Origin of the sequence: Streptococcus mitis, from assembly GCF_003944325.1 — a bacterium.
GTDB lineage: Bacteria > Bacillota > Bacilli > Lactobacillales > Streptococcaceae > Streptococcus > Streptococcus mitis_CW.
Map to the genome: position 1 here is coordinate 1 of NZ_RJPX01000008.1, position 25,192 is coordinate 25,192.

General features: G+C 40.8%; 21 protein-coding genes, 9 tRNA genes and 1 rRNA gene. 28 read left to right on the forward strand and 3 right to left on the reverse strand.

Annotation, left to right across the window (positions count from 1 at the left end; genetic code table 11):
- Positions 1-55: 55 nt before the first annotated feature.
- The 28 genes from rrf to pepC all read left to right on the forward strand — a co-directional run bounded on the left by rrf (position 56) and on the right by pepC (position 22,138).
- Positions 56-171, forward strand: a 5S ribosomal RNA gene (gene rrf, locus D8787_RS03715).
- A 4-nt stretch (positions 172-175) separates the two neighbouring features.
- A tRNA-Val gene (locus D8787_RS03720) sits at positions 176-248 on the forward strand.
- Between the two features lie 2 nt (positions 249-250).
- Positions 251-323 (forward strand) — tRNA-Asp (locus tag D8787_RS03725).
- A 24-nt stretch (positions 324-347) separates the two neighbouring features.
- Positions 348-420, forward strand: a tRNA-Lys gene (locus D8787_RS03730).
- 5 nt (positions 421-425) lie between these two features.
- Positions 426-507, forward strand: a tRNA-Leu gene (locus D8787_RS03735).
- A gap of 18 nt (positions 508-525) precedes the next feature.
- Positions 526-598 (forward strand) — tRNA-Thr (locus D8787_RS03740).
- A 22-nt stretch (positions 599-620) separates the two neighbouring features.
- Positions 621-692, forward strand: a tRNA-Gly gene (locus D8787_RS03745).
- Positions 693-699: 7 nt separating this feature from the next.
- Positions 700-785: transfer RNA gene (locus D8787_RS03750), tRNA-Leu, on the forward strand.
- A gap of 11 nt (positions 786-796) precedes the next feature.
- Positions 797-870 (forward strand) — tRNA-Arg (locus D8787_RS03755).
- Between the two features lie 15 nt (positions 871-885).
- A tRNA-Pro gene (locus D8787_RS03760) sits at positions 886-959 on the forward strand.
- Between the two features lie 496 nt (positions 960-1,455).
- Positions 1,456-1,662 carry a hypothetical protein gene (locus D8787_RS03765; protein WP_025170907.1) on the forward strand — a complete coding sequence of 69 codons (207 nt, stop codon included), beginning with the start codon at positions 1,456-1,458 and terminating at the stop codon, positions 1,660-1,662.
- Positions 1,659-1,853 carry a hypothetical protein gene (locus D8787_RS03770; RefSeq protein WP_042900261.1) on the forward strand — a complete coding sequence of 65 codons (195 nt, stop codon included), beginning with the start codon at positions 1,659-1,661 and terminating at the stop codon, positions 1,851-1,853. The genes D8787_RS03765 and D8787_RS03770 overlap by 4 nt, the downstream gene beginning before the upstream one ends.
- Positions 1,840-2,724 carry an ABC transporter ATP-binding protein gene (locus D8787_RS03775; RefSeq protein ID WP_125420849.1) on the forward strand — a complete coding sequence of 295 codons (885 nt, stop codon included), beginning with the start codon at positions 1,840-1,842 and terminating at the stop codon, positions 2,722-2,724. The genes D8787_RS03770 and D8787_RS03775 overlap by 14 nt, the downstream gene beginning before the upstream one ends.
- A 1-nt stretch (position 2,725) precedes the next feature.
- Positions 2,726-3,463, forward strand: coding sequence for an ABC transporter permease (locus D8787_RS03780; RefSeq protein WP_125420851.1), 738 nt, complete (start codon positions 2,726-2,728; stop codon positions 3,461-3,463).
- The gene (locus D8787_RS03785) at positions 3,463-4,560 is read left to right on the forward strand and encodes a sensor histidine kinase (RefSeq protein ID WP_125420853.1); all 1,098 of its coding nucleotides are present in this window, start codon (positions 3,463-3,465) and stop codon (positions 4,558-4,560) included. The genes D8787_RS03780 and D8787_RS03785 overlap by 1 nt, the downstream gene beginning before the upstream one ends.
- Positions 4,561-5,160, forward strand: coding sequence for a response regulator transcription factor (locus D8787_RS03790; protein WP_125420855.1), 600 nt, complete (start codon positions 4,561-4,563; stop codon positions 5,158-5,160).
- Positions 5,161-5,474: 314 nt separating this feature from the next.
- Positions 5,475-5,888 carry a 30S ribosomal protein S12 gene (gene rpsL / locus D8787_RS03800; RefSeq protein WP_001142332.1) on the forward strand — a complete coding sequence of 138 codons (414 nt, stop codon included), beginning with the start codon at positions 5,475-5,477 and terminating at the stop codon, positions 5,886-5,888.
- A 19-nt stretch (positions 5,889-5,907) separates the two neighbouring features.
- The gene (gene rpsG / locus D8787_RS03805) at positions 5,908-6,378 is read left to right on the forward strand and encodes a 30S ribosomal protein S7 (protein ID WP_000087873.1); all 471 of its coding nucleotides are present in this window, start codon (positions 5,908-5,910) and stop codon (positions 6,376-6,378) included.
- Positions 6,379-6,759: 381 nt separating this feature from the next.
- On the forward strand, positions 6,760-8,841 hold the full coding sequence (gene fusA / locus D8787_RS03810; protein ID WP_125420857.1) for an elongation factor G: 2,082 nt from the start codon (positions 6,760-6,762) through the stop codon (positions 8,839-8,841).
- A 103-nt stretch (positions 8,842-8,944) separates the two neighbouring features.
- Complete coding sequence (locus D8787_RS03815; RefSeq protein WP_125420859.1) at positions 8,945-13,336, forward strand: PolC-type DNA polymerase III; 4,392 nt, start codon at positions 8,945-8,947, stop codon at positions 13,334-13,336.
- 87 nt (positions 13,337-13,423) lie between these two features.
- On the forward strand, positions 13,424-13,945 hold the full coding sequence (locus D8787_RS03820) for a DnaA ATPase domain-containing protein (RefSeq protein WP_125420861.1): 522 nt from the start codon (positions 13,424-13,426) through the stop codon (positions 13,943-13,945).
- Between the two features lie 109 nt (positions 13,946-14,054).
- A complete protein-coding gene (locus D8787_RS03825; RefSeq protein ID WP_125420863.1) occupies positions 14,055-15,005 on the forward strand; it encodes a helix-turn-helix transcriptional regulator in 951 nt (316 codons plus the stop codon).
- 7 nt (positions 15,006-15,012) lie between these two features.
- Positions 15,013-16,335 (forward strand): DUF262 domain-containing protein, encoded by a 1,323-nt coding sequence (locus D8787_RS03830; protein WP_125420865.1) that lies wholly within the window; start codon positions 15,013-15,015, stop codon positions 16,333-16,335.
- On the forward strand, positions 16,329-18,188 hold the full coding sequence (locus D8787_RS03835) for a DUF262 domain-containing protein (protein WP_125420867.1): 1,860 nt from the start codon (positions 16,329-16,331) through the stop codon (positions 18,186-18,188). Before D8787_RS03830 ends, D8787_RS03835 begins: the two co-directional genes overlap by 7 nt.
- Before the next feature lie 228 nt (positions 18,189-18,416).
- On the forward strand, positions 18,417-19,658 hold the full coding sequence (locus D8787_RS03845; protein ID WP_125420869.1) for an aminopeptidase: 1,242 nt from the start codon (positions 18,417-18,419) through the stop codon (positions 19,656-19,658).
- Positions 19,659-19,667: 9 nt separating this feature from the next.
- Positions 19,668-19,898 carry a GlsB/YeaQ/YmgE family stress response membrane protein gene (locus D8787_RS03850; protein ID WP_004249332.1) on the forward strand — a complete coding sequence of 77 codons (231 nt, stop codon included), beginning with the start codon at positions 19,668-19,670 and terminating at the stop codon, positions 19,896-19,898.
- 71 nt (positions 19,899-19,969) lie between these two features.
- On the forward strand, positions 19,970-20,692 hold the full coding sequence (locus D8787_RS03855; RefSeq protein ID WP_125420871.1) for a pseudouridine synthase: 723 nt from the start codon (positions 19,970-19,972) through the stop codon (positions 20,690-20,692).
- A gap of 111 nt (positions 20,693-20,803) precedes the next feature.
- A complete protein-coding gene (pepC, locus tag D8787_RS03865) occupies positions 20,804-22,138 on the forward strand; it encodes an aminopeptidase C (protein ID WP_125420873.1) in 1,335 nt (444 codons plus the stop codon).
- Positions 22,139-22,297: 159 nt separating this feature from the next.
- Here the strand turns inward: pepC and D8787_RS03870 are convergent, their stop codons facing one another.
- From D8787_RS03870 to D8787_RS03880, 3 genes are all read right to left on the reverse strand, one after another.
- Positions 22,298-23,209 carry a PTS system mannose/fructose/sorbose family transporter subunit IID gene (locus D8787_RS03870; protein WP_000136858.1) on the reverse strand — a complete coding sequence of 304 codons (912 nt, stop codon included), beginning with the start codon at positions 23,207-23,209 and terminating at the stop codon, positions 22,298-22,300.
- Positions 23,210-23,223: 14 nt separating this feature from the next.
- Positions 23,224-24,036 (reverse strand): PTS mannose/fructose/sorbose transporter subunit IIC, encoded by an 813-nt coding sequence (locus tag D8787_RS03875; protein WP_001280328.1) that lies wholly within the window; start codon positions 24,034-24,036, stop codon positions 23,224-23,226.
- A 76-nt stretch (positions 24,037-24,112) separates the two neighbouring features.
- Complete coding sequence (locus D8787_RS03880) at positions 24,113-25,102, reverse strand: PTS sugar transporter subunit IIB (protein ID WP_125420954.1); 990 nt, start codon at positions 25,100-25,102, stop codon at positions 24,113-24,115.
- Positions 25,103-25,192 lie beyond the last annotated feature (90 nt).

Genomic DNA, 25,192 nt, shown 5'->3' on the forward strand with positions numbered 1-25,192 from the left:
GTATGGTTTTCTTGATTTGAATAGATATTCAATTTTGAGTAGGTATTACTCAGAGTTAAGTGACGATAGCCTAGGAGATACACCTGTACCCATGCCGAACACAGAAGTTAAGCCCTAGAACGCCGGAAGTAGTTGGGGGTTGCCCCCTGTGAGATATGGAAGTCGCTTAGCTCTAGGGAGTTTAGCTCAGCTGGGAGAGCATCTGCCTTACAAGCAGAGGGTCAGCGGTTCGATCCCGTTAACTCCCATAGGTCCCGTAGTGTAGCGGTTATCACGTCGCCCTGTCACGGCGAAGATCGCGGGTTCGATTCCCGTCGGGACCGTTTAAGATAACGGAAGTTATTTTAGACTCGTTAGCTCAGTTGGTAGAGCAATTGACTTTTAATCAATGGGTCACTGGTTCGAGCCCAGTACGGGTCATATATGCGGGTTTGGCGGAATTGGCAGACGCACCAGATTTAGGATCTGGCGCTTAACGGCGTGGGGGTTCAAGTCCCTTAACCCGCATTAAGATATAATAAATGAGCCGGCTTAGCTCAGTTGGTAGAGCATCTGATTTGTAATCAGAGGGTCGCGTGTTCAAGTCATGTAGCCGGCATTTTTAGATAGAAGAAAATAGTGCGAACGTAGTTCAGTGGTAGAACACCACCTTGCCAAGGTGGGGGTCGCGGGTTCGAATCCCGTCGTTCGCTTAGAGAGGCCGGGGTGGCGGAACTGGCAGACGCACAGGACTTAAAATCCTGCGATTGGTAACGATCGTACCGGTTCGATTCCGGTCCTCGGCATAATATAATGAGCACCCTTAGCTCAACTGGATAGAGTACCTGACTACGAATCAGGCGGTTAGAGGTTCGACTCCTCTAGGGTGCATTTTTCTTTTTAACTCGGGAAGTAGCTCAGCTTGGTAGAGTACTTGGTTTGGGACCAAGGTGTCGCAGGTTCGAATCCTGTCTTCCCGATTCATTACAGAGATACGTAAGCGTATCTTTTTTGTTTTAACTAGATATTATATACATTAAGAGAGAATCAGTTTGCTTCTCTCTTTTTTTAATTTCAGTAATTCATTTTGATCGCGTATACTTTTTTGTTTCCTAATTTGTTCAATGAATACTGTAGTTTAGGTACATAAATTAAAATTTAACAGATTGTGTAATTCTTACAAACTTTTAAGAAAGTAATTGAAGAGTTTTTCGCTCTGCTTATAATATATGTGTTTGTGCGATAAAAATTTCCGCTCTTTTGATTTTAAATAAGTATTATTTTTCAATTCAATATAGTGTGAATTGGGTTTGATATCTTTTTTGAGGAAGCTACCTTAGATTTTTTCTACTTGTGTTTTGTTGTATAGTGCATCTTTCTTGTTTTGAACAGAATCTGTTATGACATTTGTCATATCTCCTCATGACAGAAGCTTCTAGTGATTCTACCTTTAAAGAATTATACTAGATGTATCAAATGGAGGAAGAAAAAATGAAACATAAAGTAATTGTCGCGATGAGTTTAGTAGCAGCAGGAGTTATGACCTATCTCATGTTTTCGGGATTGGATGAGGATTTCTACCATTTTCCTTGGGAGCTTTTTGCTGGCTTTGGAATGATGTCTTGGCTTATCAGAGAAGGTTTGAAATTAGTCTCAGATGTGAAAAAGGAGTTTGAAAAATGAAAAAAGCGTTTCTCTATCTTTTTATTGGACTATCACTAGTGGTATGGTTGGTAGAAATGTTTACAGGTTGGTTTGATCAAGCCTTCCTTCACCAATTCATCCGTGGTGTCTGGGGACTAGGATTTATGATTTTTATCGCCTTTCCTATGGGAGAGGAGTGGCTGAAAGGAGAATATCATGAACATGATTAAGGTAGAAAGCCTAAATAAAAACATCAAGGGCAAGGCTATTTTGAAGGATATTTCCTTTGAGGTAGCTGAAGGTGAATGCGTCGCCTTGATTGGTCCAAATGGTGCCGGAAAGACAACACTCCTAGATTGTTTGCTTGGAGATAAACTGGTCACAAGCGGTCAAGTGTCTATTCAAGGTTTACCAGTGACGAGTTCTAAGTTAGACTATACTAGAGCTTACCTCCCTCAAGAGAATGTGATTGTACAGAAATTGAAGGTTAAAGAGTTGATTGCTTTCTTTCAAAGTATTTATCCAAATCCTTTGAGCGAGCAGGAAATTGATCAACTATTGCAGTTTGACAAGCAACAAAAAGAACAGTTGGCAGAAAAATTATCAGGCGGCCAAAAGCGTCTTTTCTCTTTTGTATTAACCTTAATTGGGCGACCAAAGTTAGTCTTTTTAGATGAGCCAACTGCTGCCATGGATACCTCTACCCGTCAACGTTTTTGGGAAATTGTTCGGAACCTAAAAGCGCAAGGAGTTACCATTCTCTATTCGTCTCATTATATTGAAGAGGTAGAGCATACAGCTGACCGGATTTTGGTTTTAAATAAGGGAGAGTTGATTCGAGATACGACACCTCTAGCTATGCGTAGCGAGGAAATAGAAAAGCACTTTATCCTTCCTATAGCTTACAAGGAAGTCGTAGAGCAGTCAAACTTGGTTGAAAACTGGGTCTTAAAACAAGATGCCCTGAAAGTAGTCACACGTGAAGCGGATGCTTTCTGGGAATTGTTAGTCAGAGCAGGATGTAGCATACAAGAAATCGAAGTTAATAACCGCAGTTTGCTGGATACAATCTTTGAAGAAACACAAAAGGGAGATGACTAAGATGAAACGATGGATCGCACTAAACAAGATAGAATTTTTATTGACCAAACGACAATCAGTCTATTATTTATTATCAGTAGGGATGCCGACAGCCTTCTATCTATTCTTTTCTGGCATGTATCAGGACACACCAGGTGGACCCGCGAATTTTATGCGTGATTATCTTATCTCCATGACTGCCTTTTCCATGATGTCGACAGCTATCTTCTCATTCCCAGTTGTTTTACATACCGATAAGATAAACAACTGGCAGAAAACATTACGTCATAGCCCTGTAAATATGGTAGAATATTATCTGTCAAAGATAACAAGTATGATGGTTGATTATTTGGTTTCAATCCTAGTTGTATTCTCAGTCGGGCACTTAGTCAGAGGTGTGGATATGCCTTTAGGAAGCTGGATTGGAGCTGCGCTCTTGCTGATTGCGGGAAGTATAGCCTTTGTAGCGCTTGGCTTGACCCTGACACTCTTACCGTCTAGCCAGCTGATGTCTGTCGTGGGCAATCTTCTCTATCTAGGCTTGGCTGTGTTAGGCGGACTCTGGATGCCCATCTCTTTATTTCCAGACTGGATGCAAGCAATCGGTAAGTGCCTGCCAACCTATCAGTTGATGGAGTTGCTCAAAACCTTCTTAAACGAGGGTGGCATCAATCTATCAGCAACAGTTTATTTACTTGTTTTTTCAACAGTTTTATTTGGTTTGACTATTTACCTTCAAGGTCATAAGGAGAATGCTTAATGCTTGAAAGACTAAAAAGCATACACTATATGTTTTGGGTCAGTTTGATTTTTATGGTTTTTCCCATCTTACCTGTAGTGATTGGGGAGCTTCCTAGCTGGCATTTATTGGTTGATATTCTATTTGTAGTGGCTTACTTAGGAATTTTAACAACCAAGAATCAGCGATTATCTAGACTCTTTTGGTTTTTCATGCTGGCTTATGTAGCTGGAAATACAGTCTTAATTTCTGGGAACTATGTCTGGTTCTTCTTTTTCCTTGCCAATCTCTTAATTTATCATTTCAGAGTACGTAGTCTACATTCTCTGCATGTATGGACTTTTCTCCTTGTTCAATTCATTGTTGTGTTGCAACTCATTGTTTTTCAGAAGATTGGGACTGAGTTTGTAGTCTATGAACTTGGGATTCTTACTTTTATCGATTTGATGACCTTGGGCTTGGTTCGAATTCGCCTTGTCGAGGATTTGAAAGAAGCGCAGGCCAAGCAAAATGCCCAGATAAATCTATTGCTGGCAGAAAAAGAACGAAATCGTATCGGTCAGGATCTGCATGATAGTCTGGGACATACCTTTGCTATGCTTAGTGTCAAGACAGATTTAGCCTTGCAGTTATTTCAGATGGAGGCTTATCCACAGGTGGAAAAGGAATTAAGAGAAATACAGCAAATTAGCAAAGAATCAATGCGTGAAGTGCGAACCATTGTGGAAAATCTGAAGTCACGGACTTTAACATTAGAACTTGAAACTGTCAAAAAGATGCTGGAAATTGCTGGGATTGAGGTGGAAATAGCTAATCAACTAGATACAGCTAGCTTAACTCAGGAATTGGAGTCAACGGCTTCCATGATTTTGCTTGAGTTGGTGACCAATATCATCAAACATGCTAAAGCGTCTAAAGTCTGCTTGAAATTAGAACGGACAGAGAAGGAACTCATTCTAACAGTGAGAGATGATGGCTGTGGCTTTACTTCTATAAAGGGGGATGACCTCCATACAGTTCGAGATCGTGTTCTTCCATTTTCGGGAGAAGTAAAGGTAATTAGTCAGAAACAACCGACACAAGTTCAGGTTCGACTACCTTATAAGGAGAGAAAGTAGATGAAAGTATTAGTCGCAGAAGATCAAAGTATGTTGCGAGATGCCATGTGCCAGTTGCTCGCCTTTCAAGCAGATGTAGAGTCTGTCTTACAAGCCAAGAATGGACAAGAAGCAATCCAACTCTTAGAAAAAGAATCCGTAGATATCGCTATTCTTGATGTAGAGATGCCTGTTAAGACAGGTCTTGAAGTGCTGGAGTGGATAAGATCAGAAAAGCTAGAAACAAAGGTGGTTGTGGTAACGACCTTCAAGCGCCCTGGTTATTTTGAACGTGCGATCAAGGCTGGAGTGGATGCTTATGTCTTGAAAGAGAGAAGTATTGCAGACCTCATGCAAACCTTGCATACTGTCCTCGAAGGACGCAAGGAGTATTCGCCTGAATTGATGGAAGTGGTGATGACGCATCCCAATCCATTAACGGAGCAAGAAATCGCAGTTTTAAATGGAGTCGCTCAGGGTTTTTCTAACCAAGAAATTGCAGATCAACTTTATTTATCAAACGGAACAGTCCGAAACTATGTCACCAATATTCTTTCTAAACTAGATGCTGGTAATCGAACAGAGGCAGCTAATATCGCAAAAGAATCTGGTTGGTTGTGATACTACCATATCTCGAAAACCATTATGTACTAAAATTGATGGGATTGAATGGAACAATACTAACTTTAGGAGGGTGGGATTCCTCCTTTTCTTTCTTTTGGGAGCAATACAAAAGAGCTAAAATTATCAATAAAAAAAGAAAAATATCTTGACAAGCAAGGGAAAAATTTGTTACAATAACAGACGGTACTTTTTACTTTTGGTCTCTCAAGAGTGTACAGGGACGTGCTGACAAATGTTGCAAAAGTACACACAGATGATAGCTGTCACCAAGTGTATCATCACCAAAAATAAAAAAACACAGGAGAATGTAGATGCCTACAATTAACCAATTGGTTCGCAAACCGCGTAAATCAAAAGTAGAAAAATCTAAATCACCAGCTTTGAACGTTGGTTACAACAGTCATAAAAAAGTTCAAACAAACGTTTCTTCACCACAAAAACGTGGTGTTGCAACTCGTGTTGGAACAATGACACCTAAAAAACCTAACTCAGCCCTTCGTAAATTCGCTCGTGTACGTTTGAGCAACCTTATCGAAGTTACTGCCTACATCCCAGGTATCGGACACAACTTGCAAGAGCACAGCGTGGTTCTTCTTCGTGGTGGACGTGTAAAAGACCTTCCAGGGGTACGTTACCATATCGTCCGTGGTGCACTTGATACTGCAGGTGTTAACGATCGTAAACAAGGCCGTTCTAAATACGGTACTAAACGTCCAAAAGCATAAGGAAAGGGGATAAAGAGAAATGAGTCGTAAAAATAGAGCTCCAAAACGTGACGTATTGCCAGATCCGCTTTACAATTCACAACTAGTTACTCGTCTTATCAACCGCGTTATGCTTGACGGTAAACGTGGTACAGCTGCTTCAATCGTTTACGGTGCCTTTGAGCAAATCAAAGAAGCTACTGGGAACGATGCACTTGAAGTATTTGAAACAGCTATGGAAAATATCATGCCTGTACTTGAAGTACGTGCACGTCGTGTTGGTGGTTCTAACTACCAAGTCCCAGTTGAAGTTCGTCCAGAACGTCGTACAACACTTGGACTTCGTTGGTTGGTAACAATCGCTCGTCTTCGTGGTGAACACACAATGCAAGACCGTCTTGCAAAAGAAATCTTGGATGCAGCTAACAACACTGGTGCAGCTGTTAAGAAACGTGAAGACACTCACCGTATGGCTGAAGCTAACCGTGCATTCGCACACTTCCGTTGGTAATATAGGAAGCGAAAGCGTTAAGAAAGTCCCAGAGAAAATAGGGAATCGAAGCAGGTTGCGATTGCAACAAATGAGATTCATCTTTTTCTCCAGACTTTTAGCTTGAGCTCAACTAGGTAATGATGCTAGGAACGGTAAGGATGAAAGGTGAAAATAGGAAACTGACAATACAAGGAAGTTTATCTTTTTCACACAGCATTCCGTTCCAGCTCAAATCGGCTAACTAACTTTAGCCCGAGTTCGATTCAATTTGTAAGTCTACAAGTTGAAACCAACAATAGCATGAAAACATTGAGAACGGGTAGGTCCTGCCTATCCGTTTTTATTAAAATCGTGTTATAATAGAATAGAAATCAAAAATAAATAGGAGAAATAAACCTCATGGCACGCGAATTTTCACTTGAAAAAACTCGTAATATCGGTATCATGGCTCACGTCGATGCTGGTAAAACAACAACTACTGAGCGTATTCTTTACTACACTGGTAAAATCCACAAAATCGGTGAAACTCACGAAGGTGCGTCACAAATGGACTGGATGGAGCAAGAGCAAGAACGTGGTATCACTATCACATCTGCTGCGACAACAGCTCAATGGAACAATCACCGCGTAAACATCATCGACACACCAGGACACGTGGACTTCACGATCGAAGTACAACGTTCTCTTCGTGTATTGGACGGTGCGGTTACCGTTCTTGACTCACAATCAGGTGTTGAGCCTCAAACTGAAACAGTTTGGCGTCAAGCAACTGAGTATGGAGTTCCACGTATCGTATTTGCCAACAAAATGGACAAAATCGGTGCTGACTTCCTTTACTCTGTAAGCACACTTCACGATCGTCTTCAAGCAAATGCACACCCAATCCAATTGCCAATCGGTTCTGAAGATGACTTCCGTGGTATCATCGACTTGATCAAGATGAAAGCTGAAATCTATACTAACGACCTTGGTACAGATATCCTTGAAGAAGATATTCCAGCTGAATACCTTGACCAAGCACAAGAATACCGTGAAAAATTGGTTGAAGCAGTTGCTGAAACTGACGAAGAATTGATGATGAAATACCTCGAAGGTGAAGAAATCACTAACGAAGAATTGAAAACTGGTATCCGTAAAGCGACTATCAACGTTGAATTCTTCCCTGTATTGTGTGGTTCTGCCTTCAAAAACAAAGGTGTTCAATTGATGCTTGATGCGGTTATCGACTACCTTCCAAGCCCACTTGATATCCCAGCAATCAAAGGTATTAACCCAGATACAGACGCTGAAGAAACTCGTCCAGCCTCTGACGAAGAGCCATTTGCAGCTCTTGCCTTCAAAATCATGACAGACCCATTCGTAGGTCGTTTGACATTCTTCCGTGTTTACTCAGGTGTGCTTCAATCAGGTTCATACGTATTGAACACTTCTAAAGGTAAACGTGAACGTATTGGACGTATCCTTCAAATGCACGCTAACAGCCGTCAAGAAATCGACACTGTTTACTCAGGTGATATCGCTGCTGCCGTTGGTTTGAAAGATACTACAACTGGTGACTCATTGACAGATGAAAAATCTAAAATCATCCTTGAGTCAATCAATGTTCCAGAACCAGTTATCCAATTGATGGTTGAGCCAAAATCTAAAGCTGACCAAGATAAGATGGGTATCGCCCTTCAAAAATTGGCTGAAGAAGATCCAACATTCCGCGTTGAAACAAACGTTGAAACTGGTGAAACAGTTATCTCTGGTATGGGTGAGCTTCACCTTGACGTCCTTGTTGACCGTATGCGTCGTGAGTTCAAAGTTGAAGCGAACGTAGGTGCTCCTCAAGTATCTTACCGTGAAACATTCCGCGCTTCTACTCAAGCACGTGGATTCTTCAAACGTCAGTCTGGTGGTAAAGGTCAATTCGGTGATGTATGGATTGAATTTACTCCAAACGAAGAAGGTAAAGGATTTGAATTCGAAAACGCAATCGTCGGTGGTGTGGTTCCTCGTGAATTTATCCCAGCGGTTGAAAAAGGTTTGGTAGAATCTATGGCTAACGGTGTTCTTGCAGGTTACCCAATGGTTGACGTTAAAGCTAAGCTTTACGATGGTTCATACCATGATGTCGACTCATCTGAAACTGCCTTCAAGATTGCGGCTTCACTTGCCCTTAAAGAAGCTGCTAAATCAGCACAACCAGCTATCCTTGAGCCAATGATGCTTGTAACAATCACTGTTCCAGAAGAAAACCTTGGTGATGTTATGGGTCACGTAACTGCTCGTCGTGGACGTGTAGATGGTATGGAAGCACACGGTAACAGCCAAATCGTTCGTGCTTATGTTCCACTTGCTGAAATGTTCGGTTACGCAACAGTTCTTCGTTCTGCATCTCAAGGACGTGGTACATTCATGATGGTATTTGACCACTACGAAGATGTACCTAAGTCAGTACAAGAAGAAATCATTAAGAAAAACAAAGGTGAAGACTAATCAGTCCTCACTCTAGAAGGAAGTCACTTAGTGGCTTCCTTTTGTCTTTAGAAAATACCTCTAAATATGGTAAAATAGTAGGAGAATAATGTGAGGAAAATGAATGTCAAATAGTTTTGAAATTTTGATGAATCAATTGGGGATACCTGTTGAAATGAGACAGGATCCTGCTTTATCACAGGCCGATATTGAGCGAGTTGTGGTTCATAAAATTAGTAAGGTATGGGAGTTTCATTTCGTATTTTCTAATATTTTACCGATTGAAATCTTTTTAGAATTAAAGAAAGGTTTAAGCGAAGAATTTTCTAAGACAGGCAATAAAGCTGTTTTCGAAATCAAGGCTCTGTCTCAAGAATTTTCAAATCAACTCTTGCAGTCCTACTATAGAGAGGCTTTTTCTGAGGGGCCATGTGCTAGTCAAGGTTTTAAGTCCCTTTATCAGAATTTGCGAGTTCGTGCGGAGGGCAATCAACTCTTTATTGAAGGCTCTGAGGCGATTGATAAGAAACATTTTAAGAAGAATCATCTTCCTAATTTAGCGAAACAACTTGAAAAGTTTGGTTTTCCAACTTTTAATTGTCAAGTAGAGAAAAATGATGTGCTGACCCAAGAGCAGGAAGAGGCCTTTCATGCTGAAAATGAGCAGATTGTTCAAGCTGCCAATGAGGAAGCGCTCCGTGCTATGGAACAACTAGAACAGATGGCACCTCCTCCAGCGGAAGAGAAACCAGCCTTTGATTTTCAAGCGAAAAAAGCTGCAGCTAAACCGAAGCTGGATAAGGCAGAGATTACTCCTATGATTGAAGTGACGACTGAGGAAAATCGTCTGGTCTTTGAAGGGGTTGTTTTTGATGTGGAGCAAAAAGTGACCAGAACAGGGCGTGTTTTGATCAACTTTAAAATGACAGACTACACTTCCAGTTTTTCGATGCAAAAGTGGGTTAAGAACGAGGAAGAGGCTCAGAAATTTGATCTAATTAAGAAAAATTCTTGGCTCCGAGTCCGTGGGAATGTGGAGATGAATAACTTCACACGCGATTTGACTATGAATGTGCAGGATGTGCAGGAAGTTGTTCACTATGAGCGGAAGGATTTGATGCCAGAAGGTGAGCGTCGAGTTGAGTTTCATGCTCATACTAACATGTCGGCTATGGATGCTTTGCCAGAGGTCGAAGAGATTGTTGCGACAGCTGCTAAGTGGGGACATAAGGCGGTTGCCATCACGGATCATGGAAATGTCCAGTCCTTCCCACATGGCTATAAGGCGGCTAAGAAAGCGGGAATTCAGCTGATATATGGAATGGAAGCCAATATCGTGGAGGACCGTGTTCCTATCGTTTACAACGAAGTGGAGATGGACTTGTCAGAAGCAACCTATGTGGTCTTTGACGTGGAAACGACGGGGCTTTCAGCCATCTATAATGATTTGATTCAGGTTGCGGCCTCTAAGATGTACAAGGGGAATGTTATTGCTGAATTTGATGAATTTATCAATCCTGGACATCCCTTGTCAGCTTTTACTACTGAGTTGACCGGAATTACAGATGATCATGTAAAAAATGCTAAACCACTGGAACAAGTTTTGCAAGAATTCCAAGAATTTTGCAAGGATACGGTCCTAGTTGCCCACAATGCGACCTTTGACGTTGGCTTTATGAATGCCAATTATGAGCGTCATGGTCTGCCAAAGATTAGTCAGCCAGTGATTGATACACTTGAGTTTGCTAGGAACCTCTATCCTGAGTATAAACGTCATGGTCTGGGACCTTTGACCAAGCGTTTTGGTGTGGCCCTAGAACATCACCACATGGCCAACTACGATGCGGAAGCAACGGGGCGTCTGCTCTTTATCTTTATCAAAGAGGTAGCAGAAAAACATGGTGTGACCGATTTGGCTAGACTTAACATTGATTTGATTAGTCCAGATTCTTATAAAAAAGCTCGGATCAAGCATGCGACTATTTATGTCAAGAATCAGGTAGGTCTAAAAAATATCTTTAAGCTAGTTTCTTTGTCCAATACTAAGTACTTTGAAGGGGTGCCACGAATTCCGAGAACGGTTTTAGATGCCCATCGGGAGGGCTTGATTTTAGGTTCAGCTTGTGCAGAAGGTGAAGTTTTTGATGCAGTCGTTTCCCAAGGTGTGGATGCGGCGGTTGAGGTGGCCAAGTATTATGACTTTATCGAGGTCATGCCACCAGCTATCTATGCGCCCTTGATTGCTAAAGAGCAGGTTAAGGATATGGAGGAGCTCCAGACTATTATCAAGAGTTTGATAGAGGTTGGAGACCGTCTTGGCAAGCCCGTTCTTGCTACGGGAAACGTCCACTATATCGAACCAGAAGAAGAGATTTATCGAGAAATTATCGTCCGTAGTTTGGGTCAGGGGGCGATGATTAATAGAACGATTGGTCATGGTGAACATGCTCAACCAGCTCCTCTCCCAAAAGCTCATTTTAGAACGACTAATGAGATGTTGGATGAATTTGCCTTCTTGGGGGAGGATTTGGCTCGTAAACTGGTTATTGAAAACACCAATGCCTTGGCAGAAATCTTTGAACCTGTTGAGGTTGTTAAGGGTGACTTGTACACGCCTTTCATCGACAAGGCTGAAGAAACAGTTGCTGAGCTGACCTATAAGAAAGCTTTTGAGATTTATGGAAATCCGCTGCCAGATATTGTTGATTTGCGGATTGAAAAAGAATTAACATCCATTCTGGGGAATGGCTTTGCCGTGATTTATCTGGCCTCGCAGATGCTGGTACAACGTTCTAATGAACGGGGTTACTTGGTTGGTTCTCGTGGGTCTGTCGGATCTAGTTTCGTTGCGACCATGATTGGGATTACAGAGGTTAATCCTCTCTCTCCTCACTATGTCTGTGGTCAGTGTCAGTACAGTGAGTTTATCACAGATGGTTCGTACGGTTCAGGATTTGATATGCCCAATAAGGACTGTCCAAATTGTGGTCACAAACTCAGCAAAAATGGGCAAGATATTCCGTTTGAGACCTTCCTTGGTTTTGATGGGGACAAGGTTCCCGATATTGACTTGAACTTCTCGGGAGAAGACCAGCCTAGCGCCCACTTGGATGTGCGTGCTATCTTTGGTGAAGAATATGCCTTCCGTGCAGGAACGGTTGGTACGGTAGCTGCTAAGACTGCCTATGGCTTTGTCAAGGGCTACGAGCGAGATTATGGCAAGTTTTATCGAGATGCGGAGGTGGAACGCCTCGCTCAAGGAGCGGCTGGTGTCAAGCGGACAACAGGCCAACACCCGGGGGGAATTGTTGTTATTCCTAACTACATGGATGTCTACGACTTTACGCCTGTCCAGTATCCAGCGGATGATGTGACGGCTGAATGGCAAACGACTCACTTTAACTTCCATGATATCGACGAGAACGTCCTCAAACTCGATGTGCTGGGGCATGATGATCCGACCATGATTCGGAAACTTCAGGATTTGTCTGGTATTGACCCTAATGAAATTCCTATGGATGACGAAGGCGTGATGGCACTCTTTTCTGGGACTGATGTGCTTGGGGTAACACCTGAGCAAATCGGGACGCCTACGGGGATGTTGGGGATTCCAGAGTTTGGAACAAATTTCGTACGTGGAATGGTAGACGAGACCCATCCGACGACTTTTGCAGAATTGCTTCAGTTGTCAGGGTTGTCCCACGGTACCGACGTTTGGCTGGGCAATGCTCAAGATCTGATTAAGCAAGGAATAGCAGACCTATCGACTGTTATCGGTTGTCGGGACGACATCATGGTTTACCTCATGCACGCGGGTCTAGAACCTAAGATGGCCTTTACCATCATGGAACGGGTACGTAAGGGCTTGTGGCTGAAGATTTCAGAAGAGGAGAGAAATGGCTATATCGAAGCCATGAAGGCTAATAAGGTGCCAGAGTGGTATATCGAGTCCTGTGGGAAAATTAAGTACATGTTCCCTAAAGCCCATGCGGCAGCCTACGTTATGATGGCCTTGCGTGTAGCTTACTTCAAGGTTCACCATCCCATTTATTATTACTGTGCTTACTTCTCAATCCGTGCTAAGGCTTTTGATATCAAGACTATGGGTGCAGGCTTGGATGCTATCAAGCGAAGAATGGAAGAAATCTCTGAAAAACGGAAGAACAATGAGGCTTCTAATGTGGAGATTGACCTCTATACAACTCTTGAGATTGTCAATGAGATGTGGGAACGAGGTTTCAAGTTTGGCAAACTAGATCTCTACCGTAGTCAGGCGACAGAGTTCCTTATCGATGGGGATACCCTCATTCCGCCATTTGTAGCAATGGATGGTCTGGGAGAGAACGTTGCCAAGCAGTTAGTGCGAGCGCGTGAAGAGGGAGAATTCCTCTCTAAAACAGAGTTGCGCAAGCGTGGAGGGCTCTCATCCACTTTGGTTGAAAAGATGGATGAAATGGGTATTCTGGGCAATATGCCAGAGGATAACCAGTTGAGTTTGTTTGATGAGTTGTTTTAAAAAATTGCTTATTTTGATCAAGCGGACAAAATATGTCCACTTGATTTGTTATAATTCTCTTAAAAATAATAGAAAAGAGAGTATAATATGGTGAATCAAGGAATTTTAAATTCTAACGTGTCAATTGAAGAGCAAATTTACAATTTTGAAAAAGGCTTGAAAGATGATGGGAGTGATTGGACTGGATTCCCACAAATAGACTTAAAAGAAGATTCTCAATGTATTTACATTTGCGGTATTTCAGAGACTGACAGATGGCATTTGTTTTATACGTTAACTAAAATAAAACCTGCTACTCCAATAGCATCACTTGGATATTATCGAGTGAGAGATAATTTGATTTTTTCTAAACATAGTCAATGGATAAAACTGCAAATGGAGCATACAGACTATGACTTGATTTTTCTGGAGGGAGTTCAATTTTTGGGAGAGGCTGATCAAAGGGTACAGGAATACTGGACGCAGCAATTCAAAGAGAATAAGAAAAGAGGCAGACTCTTCATTGTATATTCAGACTGCTTACCCGAAGACTTAAAAAATATGGATGAATCCGTAGTTGAGTTCTTCGAATCTGGCATAGTGGTACAGTTGAAATCACCTAAGGGCTAGTTTATTTTGCTTTAATCGTTTTGAATATAAAGTGCTAGTTAGACTATAGAAGTGATAATAATGTACTAGAAATAATATTGTTTGAATAATCTGTAGAAGGAAATTGCAAATGAACGATCAAGAGAGACTACTAACAATTTTTTTACGTTTACAGTTTGGGACTCCGTTAGGAAAAAAGCAACTGGCTCAGGAATTTGAGGTTAGTGAAAAGACGATACAGAGAGATTTTTCGCTCCTTCGTGATATTTTATCCAGTCATCCCGATTTTAGTGGAGACTTGCTTTATAGTCGTAAAACAAATAAGTATAATCTATCAAGTAAGTCAGTTTTTAATAAAAAGGATATACTCGTTATTTCAAAGATTTTATTGGAAAATCGAGCACTGAATAGGCCAGAAATTGATAGCTTACTAAAAAATTTACTGATTTTAGTTCCCCGTGCTGACCAGAAAGAAATTGAGCAGATTATTGGCAGTGAAAAGCTTAATTATGCTCCCTTAGCGGATCAGCAAAATAGAATAGAGAAAATTTGGAATTTATCAGAAGCTATTTTGCATGAACAGGTTCTAGACATTATCTATCAAAAACCTTATCCTGAGTCTTCTAAGAGGCAGACGGTTCTGCCAGTCTCTCTTTACTATGATAGTCATTATTTCTATTTGGTTGTTTACCAATTGAAACATGCTACTTATATTACTTTAAGAGTAGACCGTATCCAGTCATGGTCTCTTAGTGGTATAGAGAAACCCTCTATTTCTTATCGAGATAAATTTAGAGATGGCGACATTCGTAACGAGAGAGTGGATGCTTTTATCGGGAAGAAAATCAGTATTGAAATCGAGTATTTGTACGATCCAACTATTGTGATGGATCAATTTCCAAATGCAAAAATAGTTGGGAAAAATGGCGATTGGACTCATTTTCAGTTTGAAAGTCAGCATACACCGGGTCTTAAACGCTGGTTGCTGGGACAAGGGGAAGCAGTTACTGTTTTATCTCCTCGGATTTTAGTAGAGGATATGAAGCAAACAGTTCAAGAAATGATAGATAAATATAGATGAGGATAAAATGACTATTCAATTTACTTCTAAAAAGGTTGGAGAACTATTGAAAAAAGGGAATTTGCGGATTCCTTCTTATCAAAGACCATATAAATGGAACAGAAAACATATACGTAATCTTTTTTATGATTTACGAGATGCTATGGGGAAAAAGGAATATCAGATAGGATCCGTTATCCTGCATGAAAATAAACATGAAAATGAAGGACACTTAGATATTGTCGATGGACAGCAACGGCTAATTTCAATTTCCTTGTTTCTTCATTTATTAGATGATTTAGAGAATTATAAGGGTGCTAATCAACTGTTGAGTGTTGAATTTGGAGAGCTATCTTGCTATCATGCGAGTGAAAATTATAATGAGTGGAAAAATTTAACTCAATTAGTTGGCGAAAATGAGGCAAAAGATATTTGCAACTTTTTATTAGAGAATTGTGCTGTCTCTGTGATTACTATGCCCCAAGAACGATTATCAGAGGCCTTTCAGTTATTTGATTCTCAGAATAATCGTGGAAAATCTCTAGAACCTCATGATTTGCTCAAAGCCTATCATCTTCGCAAGGAAGATTCCGAAGATGAAAAGATTGTTGAAAAGTGGGAGCAATTTGTAGAAGATAAAGATTTAAGTCTCAAAGAGTTGTTTGATAAACATCTTTTCCGTATGAGACGTTGGTCTCGAGGAGAGACAGGATTAACAAACAAGCGTTATGGTTCTTATCTCCGTTTTACAGAGGATTTTATTGACGATTTTAAAGGTGTTGATTTGAATCAGAACTTTCCATACTTAGAATTGTATCGTCATATTGAAAATCTCCCCATGTCCATTACTATGCCAATCATTGATGGAAGTAAATTTTTTGAGTATATTGAATCTGCTCATGAAACTATTAGAGTTCATAAAAATTTTTTAAATAAACAGTTAGGGGTCTCTAATGAGTCAGAGGAGGAAGAACAAAATTTAGCTTACCCAGAAGGTATGTTAAACATTTACAATAGCTCAAAAGGACGCTATCTCAAATGTCACAATATATTCCTAAATATTTGCTCGCTTTTCGCAGATAGATTTGGAAAAGAGGAGCTATCAAAGGAGATAGTAGAAACCTTATTTATTTGGTCTTATTACCCTCGAGTTAAGTTTAAAGCTATATACGATGCAACGGTAGGAAACTATGTTGCTGGTGGAAGGTTTAGACAAAAAGAGGTTCAAAAGCTATTTCAACTTTTATCCCATGCTGTCACTCCGAATGATTTTATGATCAAGATAGATAGAGAATTATTTGAAAATTATACTGTGGACAAGATTATAGAAGAGGAAAAAAATAAATGGTAGAAACACATATAAGCTTATCAGTTAATCGTTTGTTAAATGAAGATACCTATGCTATTCCTCTTTATCAGAGAAATTTTGCTTGGACTTATAATGAAATCGAGCAGTTATTGAATGACGTAGCAGATGCTTTTCAAGAAAATAGAGACAGTTATTATTATATTGGAACATTAGTCGTTAATAAAGAGAATGACATTTTCAAAATCATAGATGGGCAACAACGAACAACCGCTCTTAATTTGATTGCCTTAGCTTTGAAGCATGAGTTTGGTTTTGATAGATTGAAAGCTGTTAAGCTTACCTTTCCAGCTAGGAAGAAATCAAATAAGAATATTCAAGATTTATTTGCCAAGAAAAAAATTTTAGAGGACGATGAGAATGAGCTGACTAGAGGCTACGGATATGCTAAAGACGCATTGAAAAAAGTACTAGAGGAGCGCCAGCTTAATCCTCAGTCTTTCGTTGATTATCTTTTTGAGAATGTCATCATTTTTCGGAATGTACTTCCTGAAGATTTAGATTTGAATCTTTATTTTGAACGTTTCAACTCTCGAGGAGAACAACTAGAAGCTCATGAAATCCTTAAGGCACAAATGATGTCTAAATTTGGTGAAGATCAAGAAATGGCGCAAAAGTTTGCAAGAATTTGGGATGCCTGTGCAGAGTTTGATAAGCCGGTATTGAGAACATTTCAAATTCGAAGTAGACCAAAAAATACTGATGAAGAGGGGGAGAGAATTTTTGGTAAAGAATTTACTAACTTCAAATTGGAAAGTGTATTTGAGAAAATAAGAGTAAAAAAAATTGAGCAACGAAGTTTACTAGATGCAATTACTCAGACAAAATATGAAAGTAGTAGCTTAGTAAATAATGGAGCAGATATTTCAAATTATACGACTGTAATTGATTTTCCAACATTTTTGCTTCAAGTTTTTTTCATCATGGAAGGAAATGATGAAACTACATTTGATGATAAAAAATTATTGAAAATTTTTGAAATTGAACGACGAGATAGAGAATGGGTCCAACAATTTGGGCAACTACTTCTGACTATGAAGCATATATTTGATACGCTTATCGTAAAAAATGTCCAATTAGAAAATGAAACCGAATGGCAAATCAAACGAGGTCAGTATGATACATATCAACGAAATGAAAATAGAGGATGGAAATATGTTCGAATTAACTTTCAAAAAAATACTTTTGACAATTTAAACAAAAACATTATCCTCCTCCAATCCATGTTTGCTGTGACCTTTACTGCCAATCGTGATAGTCGTTGGTTATATGAAATCTTGCAATTCTTGTTTAACCATATTGAAGAGTTAAATCAAACAGAATTTGCTAGTCTCTTTAAGGATTTTCTTGAAAAAATGGCAGTAAGATATGCAAAAGAAAGATTGTTCACAGAAGATAAAACTATCAAAAAATACGGGGCAATTCCTGTTTATGCTTTTAACTTTATAGATTATGTTTTATGGAAAAATCGTGAAGAATTGAAGAAAGATTACGATATTGAGTTTAAAGATTTTAAATTTGCTTATCGTCGCTCCATAGAACATTGGTATCCTCAGAATCCTAATGGACATGATAGAGAGAGCCAATTACCTGCTGAGTTTTTACATTCCTTTGGCAATCTTTGTATTATTACCGATAGTCAGAACTCCAGGTTTGGCAACTCCTATCCAGAAGCTAAATTAAAACAATGGGAAAAAGAAGATATATTCCATCGTCAAAGTTTAAAATTACAGATGATGGCAGAGATAACTTCTAAAAAAAATAGATGGGATATTGGTGAGATTCAATCTATGGAAAAAGAAGTGGAAAGATATGTACAGAATTTTTGTAATAGCTAATTAAAACAAGCTTCAGTAAGCTTGTTTTTTAAAATACCAATATATGTGATATACTAGTAAGGGAAGGATTTTGTAAAAGACAAACCAGCTGAGAAGGTGTTTGAATATCAATTATAACTTGCTGATCAAACAATTCTTCTATCAACAGCACTCTTGTCAGGTGCCATTGCTTTAGCAGGATTATTCTCTGCTTTGAAAGAAAAATAAAAATAGAAAAGAGAAAACAACATGGTTTTACCAAATTTTAAAGAAAATCTAGAAAAATATGCGAAATTGTTGGTTGCGAATGGAATCAACGTGCAACCTGGTCACACTTTGGCTCTCTCTATCGATGTGGAGCAACGTGAGTTGGCTCACTTAATTGTCAAAGAAGCTTATGCCTTGGGTGCGCATGAGGTTATCGTTCAGTGGACAGATGATGTCATTAACCGTGAGAAATTCCTCCATGCGCCAATGGAGCGTCTGGACAATGTGCCAGAATACAAGATTGCTGAGATGAACTATCTCTTGGAGAACAAAGCTAGCCGTCTTGGTGTCCGTTCTTCTGATCCAGGTGCCTTGAACGGAGTGGATGCTGACAAGCTTTCGGCTTCTGCTAAAGCTATGGGACTTGCCATGAAACCAATGCGAATCGCAACGCAATCAAATAAAGTCAGCTGGACTGTGGCAGCCGCTGCTGGACTCGAATGGGCTAAGAAAGTCTTTCCAAATGCTGCGAGCGATGAAGAAGCAGTCGATCTTCTTTGGGACCAAATCTTCAAAACTTGCCGTGTCTACGAAGCAGATCCTGTTAAGGCTTGGGAAGAACACGCTGCCATTCTTAAGAGCAAGGCCGATATGCTTAATAAAGAGCAATTTTCAGCCCTTCACTATACAGCTCCAGGTACCGATTTGACCCTTGGCTTGCCAAAGAACCACGTTTGGGAATCAGCTGGTGCTATCAATGCACAGGGCGAAGGATTCTTGCCAAATATGCCGACAGAAGAGGTTTTCACAGCGCCAGACTTCCGTCGTGCAGATGGTTATGTCACTTCTACAAAACCGCTTAGCTATAACGGAAATATCATTGAAGGTATTAAGGTGACCTTTAAGGATGGACAAATCGTTGACATTACTGCTGAGAAGGGTGATCAGGTCATGAAAGACCTTGTCTTTGAAAATGCGGGTGCGCGTGCCTTGGGTGAATGTGCCTTGGTACCAGATCCAAGCCCAATTTCTCAGTCAGGCATTACCTTCTTCAACACCCTTTTTGATGAGAATGCTTCAAACCACTTGGCTATCGGTGCAGCCTATGCGACTAGCGTCGTTGGTGGAGCAGAGATGAGCGAAGAAGAGCTTGAAGTTGCGGGACTTAACCGTTCAGATGTTCACGTGGACTTTATGATTGGTTCTAATCAGATGGATATTGATGGTATCCGTGAGGATGGGACACGTGTACCGCTCTTCCGTAACGGAGATTGGGCAAATTAAGGAGCCAAGATGATAGGAAGTATGTTTGTTGGTCTCCTAGTGGGACTCTTGGCAGGTGCTTTGACCAATCGTGGAGAACGCATGGGATGCTTTGGGAAAATGTTTCTCGGGTGGATTGGAGCCTTTCTGGGTCACTTGCTCTTTGGAACTTGGGGGCCAGTTTTATCAGGAACAGCTATTATTCCAGCGATTTTAGGAGCTATGATTGTATTAGCTATTTTCTGGAGACGAGGAAGTTAATTTCTTAAATCTAAAACGAAAAGGAGGTTGGTTATTGAGACGGCCTCCTTTTGATATGGTATAATGATTCTATGAGATTAGATAAATTTTTAGTTGCCTGCGCTGTAGGGAGTCGGACAGAGGTCAAAAACTTGCTCAAGGCTGGGCGCGTGACGGTAAATGGTAAAAAAGAAAAATCAGCTAAATTGCAGATTGATGAAGAAAGAGATGAGATTCGCTTTGATGGGCAAGTGCTGGAGTACGAGGAGTTTGTCTACTACATGATGAACAAGCCCCAAGGAGTTATTTCAGCGACTGAGGATCCCAAGCACAGAACCGTGTTGGACTTGCTGGATGATATTGCTCGGACCAAGGAAGTTTTCCCAGTAGGACGTTTGGATATTGATACGCATGGTCTCCTACTCTTGACCAATGATGGCCAGCTGGCTCATGCTCTTCTTTCGCCCAAGCGTCATGTGGACAAGACTTATCAGGCACAAGTCAAGGGAATTATGACCCAAGAAGATGTGGAGACATTTGCCAAGGGCATTCCTCTCAAAGACTTTACCTGTCAGCCTGCTAGACTGGAGCTTGTGTCTGTAGATACAGAAAAGAATCAAAGCCAAATCCGTGTGACCATTGCAGAAGGGAAGTTTCATCAGGTCAAGCGTATGGTAGCTTACTGTGGCAAGGAAGTAGTAGACTTGCAACGTTTGACTATGGGAACTTTAGTTTTAGATGAGAACTTGCAGCGAGGAGAATGGCGTCGCTTGACCAAGGAGGAATTAGAAAATCTTCTTGATAGTATTGCTTAATTTGGTTTATATTCGAAAAAGGTGAGGGACAATATTCTCTCCTTTTATATTTTTCAGTTGCTTCCTTTGTGAAAAGAGTTATAATAGACTGTAGAATAAAAGGAGGAATCTATGAACGCGATTCAAGAATCATTTACTGATAAATTATTTGCCAACTATGAAGCAAATGTAAAATACCAAGCGATTGAAAATGCTGCTAGCCACAACGGAATTTTTGCAGCTCTAGAACGTCGCCAAAGCCATGTAGACAATACGCCTGTTTTCTCATTGGATTTGACCAAGGACAAGGTAACAAACCAGAAAGCGTCTGGTCGTTGCTGGATGTTTGCAGCTCTCAATACTTTCCGCCACAAACTCATCTCTCAATATAAATTGGAAAACTTTGAGTTGTCACAAGCCCACACTTTCTTCTGGGACAAGTATGAGAAATCAAACTGGTTCTTGGAGCAAGTCATTGAGACTGCAGACCAAGACTTGACGAGCCGTAAGGTTAGCTTCCTACTTCAAACACCACAACAAGATGGCGGTCAATGGGATATGGTCGTTTCTCTCTTTGAGAAATACGGTGTCGTGCCTAAGTCAGTTTACCCTGAGTCTGTTTCATCTAGTAGCAGCCGTGAGCTAAATGCAATTCTTAACAAATTGCTTCGCCAAGATGCTCAAATTTTGCGTGCTCTATTAGCTTCAGGTGCTGATCAAGCGACTGTTCAAGCTAAGAAAGAAGACCTCTTGCAAGAAATCTTTAATTTCCTTGCCATGTCATTAGGACTTCCACCACGTAAGTTTGACTTTGCTTATCGCGATAAGGATAACAACTACCAAAGCGAAAAGGGAATTACACCACAGGAATTTTATAAGAAATATGTCAATCTTCCTCTAGAAGATTATGTTTCTGTTATCAACGCCCCAACTGCTGACAAGCCTTACGACCAATCTTACACAGTTGAGATGTTAGGAAATGTGGTTGGTAGCCGTGTGGTTCGTTACATCAACGTTCCAATGGAGCGCTTGAAAGAATTGGCGATTGCCCAAATGCAAGCAGGTGAGACTGTTTGGTTTGGTTCTGATGTCGGTCAGCTCAGCAATCGTAAAGCTGGAATTCTTGCGACAGATGTTTATGACTTTGAATCAAGTATGGATATTCAATTCACTCAAGACAAGGCTGGACGTCTGGACTACAGCGAAAGCTTAATGACCCACGCTATGGTCTTGACAGGTGTGGACTTGGACGAAAATGGCAAGTCAACCAAGTGGAAGGTTGAAAACTCATGGGGAGACAAGGTCGGTACAGATGGTTACTTTGTTGCCTCAGACGCTTGGATGGACGAATACACTTACCAGATTGTTGTCCGCAAAGAATTGTTAACAACCGAAGAACAAGCTGCCTATGAAGCAGAACCAATTGTACTTGCACCATGGGATCCAATGGGAGCCTTGGCAGAATAATACTCAATGAAAATCAAAGAGCAAACTAGGAAGCTAGCCGCAAGCTGTACTTGAGTACAGTAAGGCGACGCTAACGTGGTTTGAAGAGATTTTCGAAGAGTATAAAAGCATAGAAAAAAGGAATCAGATTTAGAACCTGGTTCCTTTTAAGTTGCTTGATTACATGATACCGAAGAAACGAGCTGCGATACCTACTGCAAAGAGTGCAAGGATGATTGAAATTGGTGATACTTTTTTCTTAAGCAACCACATGCAAAGGAAAGTAAGGAGAAGTCCCATCAATCCTGGAATCAATGAGTTCAACTGACCTTGAAGGGTTTGTGGTTGAATCTTATCTAGGCTCAATCCCCCAAGTGCTTGACCAAGGATACCTTTCAATTCAGCACCTGATACAGGACCTTCTGGGAAGTTGATGTAGGCACCCTCAGCCAATTGTTTACCTGGAAGGTTAACAGTGAAGTTGATCGATACCCAACGTTGTACAAGAACGGCAAGAATGAACATACCAAGGATAGAAGCACCTTTAGTGATGTCTTTCAAAATACCACCAGACATGTCTTTAGTGATTTCAGATCCAGCTTTGTAACCAAATTCTTGTGTGTACCATAGGAAGGCCATACGGATAGCATTCCATCCGAAGAAGAAGAGAAGTGGACCAACCAAGTTACCAGATGCAGCAAGTGATGCACCAAGAGCTCCAAGGATAGGACGAACTGTAAACCAGAATACTGGGTCACCGATACCTGCAAGAGGTCCCATCATACCGATTTTAACCCCTTGGATAGCAGCGTCGTCGATTTCAACACCGTTCGCACGTTCTTCTTCAAGTGCAAGAGTAACCCCCATGATTGGAGCAGCTACGTATGGGTGAGTGTTGAAGAACTCAAGGTGGCGCTCAAGAGCAGCAGCTTGATCTTCTTTAGTAGTGTACAATTTTTTGATAGCTGGGATCAATGAGTAAGCCCAACCCAAGTTTTGCATACGCTCGTAGTTCCAAGAACCTTGAAGGAATTGTGAACGCCACCAAACTTTTTTACGATCTGATTTTGATAATTGAAGTTTTTCAGTCATGATTGTTCCCCTTTCTAGTAGTCTTCTAGGATATCACCGATTGGGTCGTTAGAAGTCGCAGCTCCGCCGCCACCGTTACCACCTTGTTTTGAAAGGTTAAGGTAGATGAAGGCAAGGGCAACACCGACTACACCAAGGGCAATCAAAGTCAATTGAGAAATCGCAGCAAAAGCAAAACCGATTGCGAAGAATGGCCATACTTCACGAGTTGCCATCATGTTGATAACCATAGCGTAACCAACGGCAACGACCATAGCACCACCGACAGCCATACCACCGTTCAACCAGTCTGGCATCAATTTAAGAGCATCTTGAACGGCAGAAGCTGGGATAGCGATAAGGAAGGCTGCAGGGATAGCAATACGAAGACCTTGAAGAAGAAGTGCGATAAAGTGAGCACGTTCAACAGCTGCAATATTTCCTTCTTTAGCAGCAGCATCTGCAGTGTGAACCAAACCAACTGAGATTGTACGAACAATCATTGTCAAGAAAAGTCCAGCTACGGCAAGAGGGATAGCTGTTGCTGTAGCAACGGCGATACCTTCAGTAGTAAAGTTACCACCTTTGATCAAGATGATTGCTGCGGCAACAGATGCAAGAGCAGCGTCAGGAGCTACGGCAGCTCCGATATTTGCCCAACCAAGGGCGATCATTTGAAGTGATCCACCAAGCATAACACCTGCTTCGAGGTTACCAGTTGCAAGTCCGATAAGGGTACATGCAACGATTGGTTGATGGAATTGGAATTGGTCGAGGATACCTTCAAGACCTGCAAGGAAGGCAACAACTACAACCAAGACAGCAGAAATAATTGAAATATCTGACATGGTTTTATTCCTTTTCTATTTAATGATAATAAAGTGAAAAATTTTCTTAGAATTCTTCGATAGTTACTGATGTCTATTATTGAACGTTGGCTTTGCTAATCAAGTCAAACAAATCTTTTTTGGTGTCGTTTGGTACTTTACGTACGTCAAATTCAACACCGAGATCACGCATTTTTTCAAATGTAGCAACGTCATCTTTGTCCATAGACAAAACGTTGTTGACCATTGTTTTACCTGTTGAGTGAGCCATTGATCCTACGTTAAGGGTCTTGATTGGCACGCCACCTTCGATTGCACGAAGGGCATCTTGAGGTGTTTCAAACAAGATAAGGGCATGTGTTTCTCCAAAGCGTGGGTCTTTTGAAACCTCAATCAATTTTTGAATTGGAACCACATTGGCTCTGACATTATTTGGAGCTGCTTGTTTAATCAATTCTTTACGAAGGTCGTCGTTGGCAACGTTATCTGAAGCAACGATAATACGGTCTGCTTTTGAATCTGGAGTCCAAGCAGTTGCAACCTGACCGTGAAGGAGACGTGTGTCAAGACGGGCAAGATTGATTTTCAGTTTACCGTCACCGATAACAGTTCCTTCTGGGATAGCAGCTTGGGCAACTGGAGCAGCTGCAGCACTTGCAACTTCTTCAACTGGATTTAACTCTTCTGGAAGAGCTTTGATGCCATCTTTGGCTTCTTTAATAATATTCGCAGCGACTTTTTCCACACCTGCTGTAGCGTCCATGAGGCGCTCTGTATAGGCTTGGATTAACATCGGTAAGTTAAGTCCTGTGATGATGGCAAACTTACGATCAGGATTTTCTCCCATCACGCGACTAGCTTGGTTGAATGGAGAACCACTCCAAAGGTCAGCCAAAACTAGCACCTCATCTTCTGCGTCAAATGCAGCCACAGCGTTGTTAAATTTAGCATATAGGTCATCTGGACCTTCATTTGGCATAAAGGTTACAACTTGAACCTTTTCTTGTTCACCAAAAATCATAGATCCTGACTGATGAATACCTGCAGCAAATTCACCGTGGCTCGCAATAATGATTCCGATACTCATTATTGTCATTCCTCCTTATAAAATGTTGTGCCCATTGTTTAAGAAAACTTTAAGACTAGATTAGTATAAACCGTTTTCATAAAAAAATCA